The following is a 15,071-nucleotide window of genomic DNA, read 5'->3' as shown; positions in this document are numbered from 1 at the left end:
CGCAGGCCTTCTCCGAGCGCGCCGACCCGACGCTGCGCACCGGCGACCAGGTCATTTCGGCCGAGCAGGCCCGGCTCCTGTCCATGCCCGCCGACCAGCGGCAGGCGGTGCGTGAGGAGATCGCCTCCGAGCAGCGCGCGCGCCGCGAGGCCGAGCGGCTGGAGCGCATCGACCGCTCCCGCACCCGAAACGGGGCTCCGCGCCCGACCATCGGCATCGACGGCGCCATCCGGGCCGCGGCCGAGCCCGAGCCGGTGGAGATCCGGGGCTCGACGCCAGCCACGCCGGCGGTCCCCGTGACGCCCGAGGCCGCTCCGGATCCGGACAGGCGACCGGTCCGCGTCATCGGCCCGCTCTATGCGCCGCGCGCCGACACACCGTCCCTGCCGAGCGGCGGATGACCCCGCGACGGCGCCGCTCCGTCCGGCTCCAGTGAAAGCCTCCCATGGATATTCTCCTCCACGGCCTCGTCTGGCTGTCGCTGCTCGGGACAGGCGCCTGGCTCCTGTCCTTCTGGCCGCGCTGGGTCGCCCATGATCTGGGTCTCCCGCAGCAGGACATGGTGCTGAAGCCCTGGCGGCGGGGGCTCGCGCCCTACCGCCTGCGCTGGCCCCTCGTCTCCTGGGCCTTCTGGATCCATCTGTGGCGCAGCGGCCGCCTCCTCGAATTCGTGCTCGCGGCCATCGCCTTCTTCTCGGCCTTCCGCATCGCCAGCGCCTTCTTCAAGACGGCCTCGGCCGTGACCCGCGCCGCCGGCTGACCGGAGAGTGGACTCCGCCGCCGCCGGTCGGGCAGAACAGGCCAAAAGGTTTCGAGCGAAACCACCGGGAGGCCTCGCATGACCACCGCCGCGCCGGGCGCGCTGCCGCTGCGCTTCGCCTATTCGCCCCATCCGGACCAGAGCGCGGCCGTGCCGGTCAGACGACCCGTCGTCATCGTCGGCGCCGGTCCCGTGGGCCTCTCTCTCGCGATCGACCTCGCAGAGCGTGGCGTCGCCACCGTCGTCCTCGACGATGCGGACCGCATCGGCGAGGGCAGCCGCGCCATCTGCTTCGCCAAGCGCACGCTGGAGATCTTCGACCGCCTCGGGGTCGGCGAGGGTCTCGTCGCCCGGGGCGTCACCTGGCAGCGAGGCCGGGTCTTCCTCGGCGAGCGGCAGCTCTACGACTTCGACCTTCTTCCCGAGACGGGCCATCGCCGGCCCGCCTTCATCAACATCCAGCAGTACCATGTCGAGGCGGCGCTGGTGGCGAAGGCGATGGAACCCGGGTCCCTCGTTGACCTGCGCTGGTCGAACCGCGTGACGGGCGTCGCCCCCGAGGCTGATGGCGCCGTCCTCACCATCGAGACACCGGACGGCCCCTACCGCCTCGCCGCCGACTGGGTGATCGCGTGCGACGGCTCGCGCTCGCCCCTGCGCGGCATGATGGGTCTCGATTTTGCCGGCGAGGTCTTCGACGACCGCTTCCTCATCGCCGACGTGAAGATGACGGCGGACTTCCCCACCGAGCGCTGGTTCTGGTTCCAGCCGCCGTTCCATGGCGGACAGTCGGCGCTTCTGCACAAGCAGCCGGACGATGTCTGGCGCATCGACCTGCAACTCGGCCGCGACGCCGATCTCGAGGCGGAGAAGCGACCGGAGAACGTCGTGCCCCGCATCCGGCGGATGCTCGGCCACGATGCCTTCACCCTCGAATGGGTGTCGGTCTACACCTTCCAGTGCCGTCGGCTGGCGCGCTTCATCCACGGCCCGGTGATCTTCGCCGGCGATGCCGCCCACCAGGTCTCGCCCTTCGGCGCGCGTGGCGCCAACTCCGGCATCCAGGACGCGGAGAACCTCGCCTGGAAACTGGCGCTCGTTCTGTCGGGCCAAGCGGGCCCCGATCTCCTCGCGACCTATGATGCCGAGCGCGGCGCCGCCGCAGACGAGAACATCCGCCACTCCACCGGGGCCACCGACTTCATCGCGCCGCCCTCGCCGGGCGAGCGTCGGCTGCGCGACGCGGTCCTCGCGCTCGCCGGCCCCGCGCCCTTCGCCCGCCGCCTCGTCAACTCCGGTCGCCTGTCGACACCCACCACCTACGACACGCCGCTCTCGACGCCCGACGGGGAAGCCTGGTCCGGGTCGGCCCGCCTCGGCGCGCCCGTGCCCGACGTGCCGCTCCTCCTGGCCGGTGGCGGGGCGACCCACCTGACGGCGCTCACCGGTGGCCGCTTCCTGCTGGTGACGATGGGCGAGATCGGCGCCGCGCCGGGCTCCTGCGGCCTCCTCGTGGTCGGCCGGGACGTGCTGGACGGGGAGGGCCTCTTCGCCGCGCGCTTCGACGCCACGCCCGGCGCCTGCTTCCTGCTGCGCCCCGACGGGCATCTCTCGGCGCGCTGGCGCCGTTTCGATGCGGTGAAGGTCGAGGATGCGATCAACCGGGCAAAGGGATTCCGCGTCAAGGACTTGGCCCGTGCGGCTGAATCGGAATCAATCTCTGTAGGAGCTGAATCTGCGTGTGAACAAGCCACGCCCTCCGGCCTTGCCCTGGACAATCGCCTCGCAGATCCCGATGCCGCCTATCGCCTGCTGGCCACTGCCCGGCGCGGCATGACGGACGCCGAGGCAGCCGATTTCGACGCGCGGCTCGTCCTTGTACTCGCCAACCATATCGGGAATGCGGACGTCCTCGCCGAGGCCGTCGCCCTGGCGCAGGGGAAAGGCTAGACGCCCGCGGCGCGGCCCGACATCCAGGGGCCGACGCCCGCCCAGGGGCGATCCACCACCTGACCATGGAGGGGCCTGTCGTCGCGCGCGAGCTTGAGCGGCTGGACGTCGAGCAGCGGCAGGGGCGGGCCGGAATAGTTCTCGCTGATCAGGATGCCCGAGCGCGCGCCGCGCACCAGCACCGCGTCCGAGGGCGCCGCCGAGACGACGGCTTCGCCGGCGCCGCGCTCCCGGCCGGTGAGCCGGGTCTCCTCGAAGGCGACGACCGATCCGTTGTCCGCGCGCAGCAGGTAGAGCAGGGGCAGCGTCTCCGCCTCCTGAAAGCCGACGGCCTCCACGAAGCGCCAGCTCTCCTCCTGGACGTCGCCCTCCGCGATATCGGCCGAGAGCGCGCGGCGCAGGGCCGTGGTCCGGCCGCGGCGGGCGGCGACGCGCAAAGCGCTCATGCCGCCCCAGCCGCCGAGCCAGAGGAGGGCCGCGAGCAGCCACGTCTGGTCGCTGCCGAAGGAGACGCCCGTCGCGAACTGCAGCGCCCAGGCGAGGAGAAGCGCCACGGGGCCGATGAAGAGGAGGGAGACGACGCCGAGGCCGAAGCCCGAGCCGACTTCGGCCAGGTCGGACTGCGGGTCGTGGCGCAGTCCGTCCAGAACCTGCTGCAGGACGTTCCGCTCGGAACGGTCCGCAGGCCGGCGATAGGACAGCGACAGGGGCCGCTCGCGTGTCTCGACCATGGGGCCGTTTACTCCGCCGCCTCCCGCGGCGGCTTGGCGAAGACGTCAGCACGACCTTCGGGCGAAACCGGGGCAGATTCCTGCAGCCTGGCAGGTGTACCCCGATCAAGGCCTGCGATTTTTTCCTCGGCCTCGGCCGCCTCGCGCTGACGGTTCCACAATCCCGCATAGAGGCCGCCCTTGGCAAGCAGTTCTCCATGCGTGCCGCGCTCGGCCACCCTGCCGTCGTCGAGCACGATGATTTCGTCGGCATTGACCACCGTCGACAGGCGATGCGCGATGACGATGGCGGTGCGGTCGCGCGCGATGCGGTCCAGCGCCTCCTGAATCTCCCGCTCGGTGTGGCTGTCGAGCGCGGAGGTCGCCTCGTCCAGCACCAGGATCGGCGGCGACTTCAGGATGGCGCGGGCGATGGCGACGCGCTGCTTCTCGCCGCCGGAGAGCTTGAGGCCCCGTTCGCCGACCTCGGTCTCGTAGCCGGCCGGGCTGCGCTGGATGAAGTCGTGGATCTGGGCGAGGCCCGCCGCCTCCTCCACCTCGGCGTCGCTCGCCTCCCAGCGGCCGTAGCGGATGTTGTAGCGGATCGTGTCGTTGAACAGCACCGTGTCCTGCGGGACCATGCCGATGGCGCGGCGGAGCGAGGCCTGCGTGACCTCGCGGATGTCCTGTCCGTCCACCGTGATGCGCCCGCCGCTGAGGTCGTAGAAGCGGAAGAGCAGGCGGGAGATGGTCGACTTGCCCGCGCCCGACGGCCCGACGATGGCTACCGACTTGCCCGCCGGCACCTCGAAGGACACGCCCTTGAGGATGGGTCGGGCCGGGTCATAGGCGAAGGTCACGTCCTCGAACCGGATGGTGCCGCCGGCGACCTTGAGGTCCGGGGCGCCCGGACGGTCGACGATCTCCGGGTTGCGGCCGAGGATGGCGAACATCGCCTCGATGTCGGTCACCGCCTGCTTGATCTCGCGATAGACCATGCCCATGAAGTTCAGCGGCTGGTAGAGCTGGATCATCATGGCGTTGATCATCACGAAATCGCCGACCGTGTTGCGGCCGCGGGTGATGTCGATGGCACAGAGCACCATGGCGACGGTCATGCCGGCGGTGAAGATCGCCGCCTGTCCGGCGTTCAGCACTGCGAGCGAGGTCAGCGCCTTGGTGGAGGCCGCCTCGTACTTCGCCATGGAGACGTCGTAGCGGGCCTTCTCGCGCGCTTCGGCGGAGAAGTACTTCACCGTTTCGAAGTTCAGCAGCGAGTCGATCGCCTTGACGTTGGCGTTGGTGTCGCTGTCGTTCATGTCGCGGCGGATCGCGATCCGCCATTCCGTCGCGTAGTAGGTGAAGGCGAGGTAGGCCGCAACCGTGACGATGATGACCACCACGTAGCGCCAGTCGAACATCCACAAGAGGATGCCGACGATCAGCGCCAGTTCCAGAATGGTCGGCATCAACTGCAGGATGATCATCCTGACGATGGTCTCGATGGCGTTGCGGCCGCGCTCCAGCACGCGGGTCAGGCCGCCGGTCTTGCGCTCCAGGTGAAAGCGCAGGGACAGTCTGTGCATATGTTCGAAGGTGAGCAGCGCCAGCCGCCGCACCGCGTGCATCGACACCTTGGCGAAGAGGCCGTCGCGCATCTGCGTGACGAGCGCCATCAGGATGCGCGAGGCGCCGTAGGCGAGGGTCAGCGCGAGGGGCGCGGCGAGGACGGCCGCCCACCAGCCCGCATCCGCCGCCTGCGGGGCGGCAAGGGCATCGGTCGCCCACTTGAAGGTGAAGGGCACGACCATGGTGACCACCTTGGCGATCACCAGCAGCACCATCGCCCAGGCGACGCGCCGCTTCAGGTCCCCGCGCTCGTGCGGCCAGATGAAGGGCCACAGGTGCAGGATCGTGCGCGACAGGGCGCCGCCTTCGGCGGAGACGGGCTTCTGCGCGGCCGCGGGCGCGGCCGGCACGTGGGGAGGTGACACGATGGTCTTGTCCTTGGGGGAGGGCTTGAGACGTCTGGAACCGATATAATCTCCTTTACGTTCCGGTGAAGCCCCGCCGCCGCCCGAATGCGCATGGCTGACCCCGGCCCGCTCCCCCTGCTATGGTCGGCACCGTGACTCGCGGGCTGCGTCGCAGCCGTTACCCGCCGGAGAAGGCCATCATGGCGACCATCTCATCCATCTGTGTCTATTGCGGCTCCGGCTCCGGCCATGACGGCGTCCATGAGAAGGCGGCGCGCGAGCTCGGCGCCGCCATGGCGAAAGCCGGCATTCGTCTCGTCTATGGCGGTGGCGGCATCGGCCTGATGGGGACGCTGGCGAAATCCGTGGTCGACAACGGCGGCAAGGTGCTGGGCATCATCCCGGACTTCCTCAAGCGCAAGGAAATGCCGCTCGACGCCGTCATCGACGTGGTCACCGTCCCCGACATGCACACCCGCAAGATGCGCATGTTCGTCGAGGCGGACGCCTTCGTGGCGCTGCCCGGCGGCATCGGGACGCTGGAGGAGCTGGTCGAGCAGCTCACCTGGGCCCAGCTCGGCCGGCACGCCAAGCCGGTCGTCGTCGCCAATGTCGGCGGTTTCTGGGACCCGCTGCGCGTCCTCCTCGACCACATGAAGGAGGAGGGCTTCATCCGGCCGGGTCTGGCTGTGAAATACTCCATCGTCGACGAGGTGAGGGACATCATCCCGACCATCCAGGCGCAGGTGGCGAAGCTGCCGCAGGAGGCGCTGGCCAGGGAACACGACCCGGTGGTCATCGAGAAGATGTGAGGCGCCGGAGCCTCACACCCCGACCCCCTCCTTCACCAGCTTGTAGGTGATGCTGTCCGTCAGCGCCTGGAAGCTGGCGTCGATGATGTTGGCCGAGACGCCCACCGTGGTCCAAGTGTCGCCCGCGCCGTCGCGGCTCTCGATCAGCACGCGCGTGACAGCGCCGGTGCCGCCGTTGAGGATGCGGACGCGGAAGTCGACCAGTTCCAGGTCCTCGATGAAGCGCTGGTAGCGGCCGAGGTCCTTGCGCAGGGCGGCGTCGAGGGCGTTGACCGGGCCGTTGCCCTCGGCGGCGGAGATCAGCACCTCGTCGCCCACCTTCACCTTCACCGTGGCCTCGGAGAAGGTGACGAGGTCTCCGGCGGCGTTGTAGCGACGCTCCACGTTCACCTTGAAGCGTTCCACCGCGAAGAAGGCCGGTACCTCGCCCATGATCCGCTTGGCGAGCAGGAAGAAGGAAGCGTCCGCCCCCTCGTAGGCATAGCCGAGGCTCTCGCGCTCCTTCACCTCGTCGAGGATGCGGGCGACCCGCGGGTCGTCCTTGGCGACGGTCAGGCCGACGCGCTCCAGCTCGGCCAGCACGTTGGACTTGCCGGCCTGCTCCGAGACGAGCACGTGGCGGCGGTTGCCCACCGTCTCCGGCGGCACATGCTCGTAGGTCTCCGGCTCCTTGAGGACCGCCGAGGCGTGGATGCCCGCCTTGGTGGCGAAAGCCGAGGCGCCGACGTAAGGAGCGTGGCGGTTCGGCGGCCGGTTGATGAGCTCGTCGAGCTGCCGCGAGATCTTGGTGAGATGCGTGAGCTTCCCGTGGCTGACGCCGATGACGAAACGTTCGGCGTAAGGCCGCTTCAGGAGCAGGGTCGGGATGAGCGATGTCAGGTTGGCATTGCCGCAGCGCTCGCCGAGGCCGTTCAGCGTGCCCTGGATCTGCCGGCAGCCGGCCCTCACCGCCGCCAGCGAATTGGCCACGGCCTGTTCGGTATCGTTGTGGGCGTGGATACCGAGCCGGTCCCCCGGCACGACGGCCGTCACCTCGCGCACGATGGCCTCGACCTCCTCGGGGAGGGTGCCGCCGTTGGTGTCACAGAGCACCACCCAGCGCGCGCCGCTCTCGAAGGCGGTGCGGGCGCAGGCGAGGGCATAGTCGCGGTTCGCCTTGAAGCCGTCGAAGAAGTGCTCGCAGTCGACCAGCACCTCGCGGCCCCGCGCCTTCGCCGCCTCGACGGAATCGGCGATGCCCTCGAGGTTTTCCTCCAGCGTGCAGCCGAGCGCGACGTGCACGTGGTAGTCCCAGGCCTTGGCGACGAAGCAGATGGCGTCCGCTTCCGCCTCCAGGAGCGCGGCGACGCCGGGATCGTTGGCCGCCGAGCGTCCCGCCCGCTTGGTCATGCCGAAGGCGGTGAAGCGCGCCTTCAGCCGCCGCTTCGCGCCGAACAGCGCCGTGTCCGTCGGATTGGCGCCGGGATAGCCGCCCTCCACATAGTCGAGCCCGAGATCGTCCAGCAGCGCGGCGATCTTCAGCTTGTCCTCGAGGGTGAAGTCGACGCCGGTCGTCTGCGCGCCGTCGCGCAGCGTCGTGTCGAAGAGATAGAGGCGTTCGCGGGCGTCGGTCATGATCGGGAGGTGTCTGCGGGAGGCCAGGCGGCCGTGTCGTGGTCCGGGTGCTGGAAGGAGACGACCGACGCGTAGAAGCCGGCGACCTTCTCCTGCTCGGCCGGTGATCGCGTCGGCAGGCCCGCGAGGTCGGCGAGGAAGGGCATGCGCGCCTCCAGCCCCATCTGGATGACCGGAGGGAGGGCAGCAGGATCGTCGAAGGCGCCGAGCGACAGCTCGACGCCATCAGCGTGCTCATAGGTCAGCGGCGTGCCGCAGTCGCCGCAGAAGCCGCGGCGCACCACGCTGGAGCTCTGGAAGTGTTTCGGCGCGCCGCGGGTCCAGGTCAGGCCGTGGGCGGTGGCCAGCGGCGCGAAGTAGCTGCCGAAGGCCTTCTGGCACATGCGGCAATGGCAGAGCGAGGCGCGCCCGAGGCTCTCGCAAGAAAAACGTACGGCGCCGCACTGGCAGCCGCCGGTGAAGGGTGTGGTCATCGCATCACCTCCCAGGTGGTCACCGGCTCGCCGGTGGCCGGGTCCTTGCCGTCCTTGAGCTGGATGCCCATCGCCGCGAGTTCGTCACGGATGCGGTCGCTCTCCGCGAAGTTCTTCGCCTTGCGGGCGGCGAGGCGGGCGGCGATGAGATCGTCGATGCGGGCGGTGTCCTTCATGTCCGCCTCGGCGTCGGTCTCGGCGGTGAGGGCGCCGAGGCGCGCGTCGTCGAAGCCCATCAGGAGCAGCGCAGCCTTCAGGCCGGCATGGTCGCCGCGCTTGTCGAGGCCGTGCAGTTCCGCCATGGCCTTGGCGGTGTTGAGGTCGTCGCCGAGCGCCTCGAGCACGCTATCCGGCACGGTCGAGGCAGTGACGCCGGCGATGGCGCGGTACCACCCCTCCAACGTCTTCCAGCTCTCCTCCATGGCCCTGACGGTCCAGTCGATCGGCTGGCGATAGTGGGTCTTCAGCATCGTCAGGCGCAGGACGTCGCCGGGCCAGGCCTTGCCCTGCCAGCCGTCGAGCAATTCCTGGATCGTCACGAAATTCCCCAGGCTCTTGGACATCTTCTCGCCCTCGACCTGCAGGAAGCCGTTGTGCATCCAGACGTTCGCCATCACCCCATGCCCGAAGGCGCAGGTGGTCTGCGCCACCTCGTTCTCGTGGTGGGGGAAGACGAGGTCAATGCCGCCGCCATGGATGTCGAAGGTCTCGCCGAGGTGCTTCCAGCTCATGGCCGAGCACTCGATGTGCCAGCCGGGACGCCCGGGCTGCGCGATGCCGCACGGGCTCTCCCAGCCCGGCTCGTGCGCCTCGCGGGAGGGCTTCCACAGCACGAAGTCCATCTCGGAGCGCTTGTAGGGCGCGACGTCGACGCGCGCGCCGGCGATCATGTCGTCCAACGGTCGCTTCGACAGGCCGCCATAGCCCGGCATGGAGGGCACGGAGAAGAGCACGTGATCCTCGGCGACATAGGCGTGGCCCGCCGCCACGAGCTTCTCGCAGAGCGCCCTCATCTCCCCGATATGCTCGGTGGCGCGCGGCTCCACCGTCGGCCGCAGAGCGCCGAGGGCATCGATGGCAGCGTGGAAGCGCGCCGCCGTGCCCTCGGTCAGTTCACGGATGGTGATGCCGCGCTCATGGGCGCGCTTGTTGATCTTGTCGTCGAGGTCCGTGATGTTCCGGGCATAGGTGACGTGGGCCTCGCCGTAGACGTGGCGCAGCAGCCGGAACAGGAGGTCGAAGACGATCACCGGCCGGGCATTGCCGATGTGGGCGTCGTCATAGACGGTCGGGCCGCAGACATACATGCGGACGTTGTCCGGATCGATCGGACGGAATTCGTCCTTCGACCGCGTCAGCGTGTTGTAGAGCCTGATCGCCATAGCCGTCTCCGCGCAGCTTTCCCCGCCGCTGGCCGGGTGCGTGATCTTTTGCGCTTGGGGATTATGGCAAAGAACGGCGACCGGCCAGCGAAGACGCTCAGCCGCAAATAATCCCGATGAGGATGATCGAACCGTTCATGCGGCAGAGATAGCGCAGAAGGGCACGCCGGCGTCAAGCATCACCCTTCGACGGAGCAGGACACGCGTCCGGTGAGGCGGCGGGTACGGAACTCGCCGTTGACCGTCTCGCCGATGCTGATCACGTAGCGGCCGCGCCAGGTCTCGGCATCGGCGTTGCCGCGCGCCTCCACGGTGAGGTCGATGGTGCCGTGGGGCTCGCCCGCACGCTCGAAATGGACGTGCATCTTCAGGTCGCGCGCATCGAACCAGCTTTGGGTGAGATGATCCTTGGCCAGTGTGACCTTCTTGAAGTCCTCGGCGACGTTGGCGCCGCGCAGCTCGAGTGAGCCCTCGAACTGGAAGAAGGCGCCGCCCGTCGAGCGGCCGACGGGGCTGCCGATGGTGAACTTCGCCGAGCGGTCCTCAGCCTCACAGGAAACCCCGCCGGTGGCATGGGCGGGGGTGAGCGACAGGAAGGCGAGGGCGGTGAGGGCGAGGATGCGGCGCGACATGGAAGGCTCCGGCAGGTGGGGTGACATCGTCGCCCCACCTTTTGCCGCAGCCGCCTTTCCGTCTGGCGACGTCCGGCGCGCCCTTACGGAAACGCAGGAAACGCTCCGCCACCCGTCATGAAATGAAGTCGCCGCAGCGCACCACCTCGGCCTGCTGGCCCCATGGCATGATCGGCACGGTGGAGGTCGAGTTCTGCGGCGATCCGTCGATCAGCTTGTCGGAATAGATCATGTAGACCAGCACGTTGCGGCGGGCGTCGCAGCCGCGCACGATCTGCACGCGCTTGAAGAAGAACGAACGGCCCTCGCGGAACACCACGTCGCCTTGGGATGAGCGGCCGGTGATGCGGATCGGGCCGATCTGCCGGCAGGCGAGCGAGGCCTCGGAGAATTCCTCGGCGAGGCCGAAGGCACCGGCCCAGCCGCCCTTTTCCGGCACGGTGAAGTGGCAGGCGACGCCCTCCACCTGCGGGTCGTCGATGCCATAGGTGGCGAGCTTGTCGTTCGGCGACAGCAGGCGGAACACCGTCGAGCGGCGGAAGATCAACTCCGGCGACTGGGCGAGCGCCGGCAGGGCGGGGAGGGCGGTCAGGGCGGCGAGGGCGGCGGCGAAAAGGCGGCGCATGGGAGAGCTCCGGTGAGGCGGTCATAGGGACCCTGCCGCCATGGTTTGGCAAGCCGATGTCGTTGACTGCGCGCGGGTGGGAACGAGGCTGCGGCGCTGCCGTTCCCTCCGACAGTCGAGCCACCGCATTTTGTCCGGAGCTGCCCCATGGAAACCCAGGAACTGCATCGCGGCCGTCTCATCGACCACGTCCAGCTTGTCGTCGCCGACCTCGCCGCCTCACGCCGCTTCTACGGCGCCGTGTTCGAGGTGCTGGAGATCCCCATCGGCGGCGAGGAGGAGAGCTATTTCTGGGCGGACGAGCTCTTCATCTCCTCCCGCGACAGCGAGGCGGCGCTCGGCGAGCTCACCGGCCGCCATCACCTCGCCTTCCAGGCGAAGGACCGGGCGATGGTGGACGCCTTCCACCGGGAGGGCCTCGCGGCGGGTGGGCGCGACAATGGCGGCCCGGGACTGCGCAAGTACCATCCCGGCTACTACGCCGCCTTCCTCATCGACCCCGACGGCAACAACATCGAGGCGGTGTTCCACGGCGAGCACGTCCGCTCGGCCCCCTCGGTCGCGATCACCTTCTGACGCAGCGCCGGTGCCCCTCACCCGGACCGGGTTCGGGCGAAGAGCCGTCTCCATCCCCGCTGACCACAGTCGCCGGGACGTTCCCCGCTTGTTCGCACCATCCGCCGCGCTTATCGAGGGTCCATGTCCCTCATTCCGATTCGCGAGGCCTGATCCATGGGCGAGCGCATAAACCCGCCCTCCGGCGGCGAAGACGGTATCGAAACGATCAACCTGCGCGACGCGCTGGAGGAGCGCTATCTCGCCTATGCCCTCTCCACCATCATGGGCCGGGCGCTGCCCGACGCCCGCGACGGTCTGAAGCCGGTCCACCGCCGCATCCTCCACGCGATGCGGCTCCTGAAGCTCGACCCGGGCACGGCCTTCAAGAAGTGCGCCCGCATCGTCGGCGACGTCATCGGTAAGTTCCACCCGCACGGCGACCAGTCTGTCTATGACGCGCTGGTGCGCCTCGCCCAGGACTTCTCGCAGCGCTATCCGCTCGTCGACGGCCAGGGCAATTTCGGCAATATCGACGGCGACAACGCCGCCGCCTACCGGTACACCGAGGCGCGCATGACCGAGGTCGCGCGCCTCCTCCTCGACGGCATCGACGAGGACGCGGTCGACTTCCGCAAGACCTACAACGAGGAGGACGAGGAGCCCATCGTCCTTCCGGGCGCCTTCCCCAACCTCCTCGCCAATGGCAGCCAGGGCATCGCCGTCGGCATGGCGACCTCGATCCCGCCGCACAACGCGGCGGAAATCTGCGACGCGGCGCTGCACATCATCGCCCATCCCGACTGCACCACGCTCGATCTCCTCGCGCATGTGCCGGGCCCGGACTTTCCCACCGGCGGCATCATCATCGAGGGCCGCGCCGCCATCCAGGAAGCCTATGAGACGGGCCGCGGCGCCTTCCGCACGCGGGCGCGCTGGCACCAGGAGGACACCGGCCGCGGCACCTATCTCGTCGTCGTCACCGAGATTCCCTTTGGCGTCACCAAGGGCCGCCTCATCGAGAAGATCGCCGAGCTCATCAACGAGCGGAAGCTGCCGCTGGTCGCCGACATGCGCGACGAGAGCGCCGAGGACATCCGTCTCGTCTTCGAGCCGAAATCGCGCAACGTCGACGCCGGCATCCTGATGGAGAGCCTGTTCAAGCTCACCGAGCTGGAAAGCCGCATCCCGCTCAACATGAACGTGCTCATGAAGGGCAAGGTGCCGAAGGTCGTCGGCCTGAAAGAAGTGCTGCGCGAGTGGCTGGACCACCGCCGCGAGGTGCTGATCCGCCGTTCGCAGCACCGCCTCGCCGCCATCGACAAGCGCCTCGAGGTGCTGGCGGGTCTCCTCATCGCCTATCTCAACATCGACGAGGTCATCCATATCATCCGCACCGCGGATGAGCCGAAGAAGGCGCTGGTCGCGCGCTTCGACCTCACGGAGGTGCAGGTCGAGGCCATCCTCAACATGCGCCTGCGGTCCCTCGCCAAGCTCGAGGAAATCGAGCTGCGCAACGAGCATGCCGAGCTCACCAAGGAGAAGGAGGGCATCGAGAAGCTGCTCGGCTCCGAGGCGCTGCAGTGGAAGACGGTCTCCTGGGAGATCGGCAACGTCAGGAAGCAGTTCTCCAAGGAGACGCCGCTCGGCAAGCGCCGCACCACCTTCGGCGAGGCTGCCGAGGTGGACATCGACGCCATTGCCCAGGCGCTCGTGGAGCGCGAGCCGATCACCGTCGTGGTCTCCGAGAAGGGGTGGATCCGCGCCCTCAAGGGCCATGTCCAGGATCTGGCGACGCTCACCTTCAAGACAGACGACCGGCTGAAGCTCTCCTTCTTCGCCGAGACGACGTCGAAGCTCCTGGTCTTCGCCACCAACGGCAAGGTCTTCACGCTGGAGGGGTCGAAACTGCCCGGCGGTCGCGGCGCAGGCGAGCCCATGCGGCTCATGTTCGACCTCGAGCAGGAGCACGACATCGTCGAGGTCGTGCCCTATCGCGGCGGCCGCAAGGCGCTACTCGCCTCCCGCGAGGGCCGCGGCTTCGTCGTCGCCGAGGACGAACTCGTCGCCAACACCCGCAAGGGCAAGGGCGTCATGGGGGTCGACACGCCGGACGAGCTCGCCGCCGTGCGCTTCGTCGAGGGCGATCACGTCGCCATCGTCGGCCTCAATCGCAAGCTGCTCGTCTTCCCGCTCAGCCAGGTGCCGGAAATGGCGCGCGGCAAGGGCGTCCGCCTGCAGAAGTACAAGGAGGGCGGCATGGTCGACCTCAAGACCTTCACGCTGGCCGAGGGCCTGACGTGGAAGGATTCCTCCGACCGGACCTGGACGGTCTCGCAGGTCGACCTCACCGAATGGATCGGCAACCGCGCCGAGGCCGGCCGCCTGCCGCCGAAGGGCTTCCCCAAGACGAACCGGTTCGGGTGACGGGTCAGTCCGCCAGAGCGATCTGCGCCGCCTTCACCACGGCGCGGAACCCCTCGATCTGCGCGGCGAGGTAGCGGCCGGTCTGCTCGGATGAGGCGTCCGGGATGGCGGTCGTCCCGGCGGCGGCGAGCCGGGCCCGCAGCGTCTCCCCGGCCAGCGCCGTCCGCGCCGCCTCGCCGAGCTTCTCGATCCGTTCCGGCGGCGTCGCCTTCGGCGCCAGCAGCATGTTCCAGGTCGCAAGTTCGACGCCGGGAAGGCCGGCCTCGGCGAAGGTCGGCACGTCCGGCAGCACGGCCTGGCGCGTCGGCGAACCAACAGCCAGCGCCAGCGCGCGCTTGCCCTCGATCAGCGAGGCGGCCGAGGCGAGGCTCTCGATGGTGAAGGCCACTTCCCCGGTCAACACGGCCTGCATGGCCGGCCCGCCGCCCCGATAGGGCACGTGCACGACGTCGGGAAGCTCCGCCTTCAACTTGAAGAGTTCGCCCGCCAGATGGGTGATCGAGCCTGCGCCCGCCGAGGCGTAGCTGTGCTTGGCGGGCTCCCCGCGAAGGCGCGCAACGAGCGCAGCCAGGGTGGTCACGCCGAAGGCCGGTGATGTCACCAGCACCAGCGGCGTGGTGCCGATCATCGTGACGGGGGCAAAATCGGCCACGGGATCGAAGCTCAGGCGGCGCGCCACCGCGGGGTTGACGCCATGGGTCGAGGCTGAGGCCACCAGCAGCACATGGCCATCCGGCTCGGAGCGGATCACCGCATCGGACGCCACCGCCCCGTTCGCGCCGGCGCGGTTCTCGACGATCACCGACCGGCCGATGACCGGCCCGAGCGCCTCGGCGAGGAGTCGCGCGGCGACGTCAGTAGATCCGCCGGGGGCGAAGGGCACGATCAGGCGAATCGGCCGCTCCGGAAAGGCGCGTGCCGCTGTGGCGAACGCCAGGCTGGAGAGGCCGGCGAGGACGAGGCGACGGGAAGGCATGGCGGGCACCGGGCTGAGGGGGACGACCTTGGCTAGCGCGGGCCCCTGACAGCGATGTGACGCGGCCTGCGTCGCCGGATGGACGGTCCTGAGGGGGGATCACCGCAGCGTGAAGACCACCGGTGACGGCGTCCTTGCTGCCGGTGACGTTACGTGATCCGCTCCAGGCAAATGTCCTG

At 69.1% G+C, this 15,071-nt stretch carries 13 protein-coding genes and 2 pseudogenes; 7 read left to right on the top strand and 8 right to left on the bottom strand.

Annotated elements, in window-relative coordinates; all coding sequences use genetic code 11:
• The 4 genes and pseudogenes from ACT6XY_RS11350 to ACT6XY_RS11335 all read left to right on the top strand — a co-directional run.
• Positions 1-401: pseudogene (locus ACT6XY_RS11350) on the top strand (hypothetical protein); the annotation flags it as partial.
• A gap of 44 nt (positions 402-445) precedes the next feature.
• On the top strand, positions 446-760 hold the full coding sequence (locus ACT6XY_RS11345; protein WP_444748445.1) for a hypothetical protein: 315 nt from the start codon (positions 446-448) through the stop codon (positions 758-760).
• A gap of 78 nt (positions 761-838) precedes the next feature.
• A pseudogene (locus tag ACT6XY_RS11340) lies at positions 839-2,434 on the top strand (FAD-dependent oxidoreductase); the annotation flags it as partial.
• Between the two features lie 15 nt (positions 2,435-2,449).
• Positions 2,450-2,710 (top strand): DUF2783 domain-containing protein, encoded by a 261-nt coding sequence (locus tag ACT6XY_RS11335; protein WP_444748448.1) that lies wholly within the window; start codon positions 2,450-2,452, stop codon positions 2,708-2,710.
• Here the strand turns inward: ACT6XY_RS11335 and ACT6XY_RS11330 are convergent.
• Both ACT6XY_RS11330 and ACT6XY_RS11325 read right to left on the bottom strand, forming a co-directional pair.
• Positions 2,707-3,441, bottom strand: a complete 735-nt coding sequence (locus ACT6XY_RS11330) for a hypothetical protein (protein ID WP_444748444.1) — start codon at positions 3,439-3,441, stop codon at positions 2,707-2,709. The two genes, ACT6XY_RS11335 and ACT6XY_RS11330, sit on opposite strands and share 4 nt — an antisense overlap.
• A gap of 8 nt (positions 3,442-3,449) precedes the next feature.
• Positions 3,450-5,414, bottom strand: coding sequence for an ABCB family ABC transporter ATP-binding protein/permease (locus ACT6XY_RS11325; protein WP_444748443.1), 1,965 nt, complete (start codon positions 5,412-5,414; stop codon positions 3,450-3,452).
• 182 nt (positions 5,415-5,596) lie between these two features.
• Here ACT6XY_RS11325 and ACT6XY_RS11320 point away from each other — a divergent pair, with 182 nt between their 5' ends.
• Positions 5,597-6,208, top strand: coding sequence for an LOG family protein (locus ACT6XY_RS11320; protein ID WP_444748442.1), 612 nt, complete (start codon positions 5,597-5,599; stop codon positions 6,206-6,208).
• 12 nt (positions 6,209-6,220) lie between these two features.
• On the opposite strand, the gene cimA is transcribed toward ACT6XY_RS11320, so the two are convergent.
• The 5 genes from cimA to ACT6XY_RS11295 form a co-directional block, all read right to left on the bottom strand.
• Entirely contained in the window at positions 6,221-7,822 is a 1,602-nt protein-coding gene (cimA, locus tag ACT6XY_RS11315; RefSeq protein WP_444748441.1) for a citramalate synthase, read from the bottom strand.
• Entirely contained in the window at positions 7,819-8,295 is a 477-nt protein-coding gene (locus ACT6XY_RS11310) for a GFA family protein (RefSeq protein ID WP_444748440.1), read from the bottom strand. The genes cimA and ACT6XY_RS11310 overlap by 4 nt, the downstream gene beginning before the upstream one ends.
• Positions 8,292-9,677 carry a cysteine--tRNA ligase gene (gene cysS / locus ACT6XY_RS11305; RefSeq protein WP_444748439.1) on the bottom strand — a complete coding sequence of 462 codons (1,386 nt, stop codon included), beginning with the start codon at positions 9,675-9,677 and terminating at the stop codon, positions 8,292-8,294. The genes ACT6XY_RS11310 and cysS overlap by 4 nt, the downstream gene beginning before the upstream one ends.
• A 179-nt stretch (positions 9,678-9,856) precedes the next feature.
• Positions 9,857-10,309: a hypothetical protein gene (locus tag ACT6XY_RS11300; protein WP_444748438.1), complete on the bottom strand. Its 453-nt coding sequence runs from the start codon at positions 10,307-10,309 to the stop codon at positions 9,857-9,859.
• 115 nt (positions 10,310-10,424) lie between these two features.
• A complete protein-coding gene (locus ACT6XY_RS11295) occupies positions 10,425-10,934 on the bottom strand; it encodes a CreA family protein (protein WP_444748437.1) in 510 nt (169 codons plus the stop codon).
• Positions 10,935-11,081: 147 nt separating this feature from the next.
• On the opposite strand from ACT6XY_RS11295, the gene ACT6XY_RS11290 reads away from it, so the two are divergent.
• Both ACT6XY_RS11290 and parC read left to right on the top strand, forming a co-directional pair.
• Positions 11,082-11,510, top strand: a complete 429-nt coding sequence (locus ACT6XY_RS11290) for a VOC family protein (protein ID WP_444748436.1) — start codon at positions 11,082-11,084, stop codon at positions 11,508-11,510.
• A 156-nt stretch (positions 11,511-11,666) separates the two neighbouring features.
• A complete protein-coding gene (gene parC / locus ACT6XY_RS11285; protein ID WP_444748435.1) occupies positions 11,667-13,916 on the top strand; it encodes a DNA topoisomerase IV subunit A in 2,250 nt (749 codons plus the stop codon).
• A 4-nt stretch (positions 13,917-13,920) separates the two neighbouring features.
• Here the strand turns inward: parC and ACT6XY_RS11280 are convergent, their stop codons facing one another.
• Positions 13,921-14,892: a Bug family tripartite tricarboxylate transporter substrate binding protein gene (locus tag ACT6XY_RS11280; RefSeq protein ID WP_444748434.1), complete on the bottom strand. Its 972-nt coding sequence runs from the start codon at positions 14,890-14,892 to the stop codon at positions 13,921-13,923.
• Between the last annotated feature and the right edge of the window lie 179 nt (positions 14,893-15,071).

Origin of the sequence: Phreatobacter sp. (assembly GCF_052440005.1) — a bacterium.
Classification (GTDB): Bacteria; Pseudomonadota; Alphaproteobacteria; order Rhizobiales; family Phreatobacteraceae; genus Phreatobacter.
Note: the sequence above shows the minus strand (reverse complement) of the source record. Positions and strands in the feature narration are given on the sequence as shown.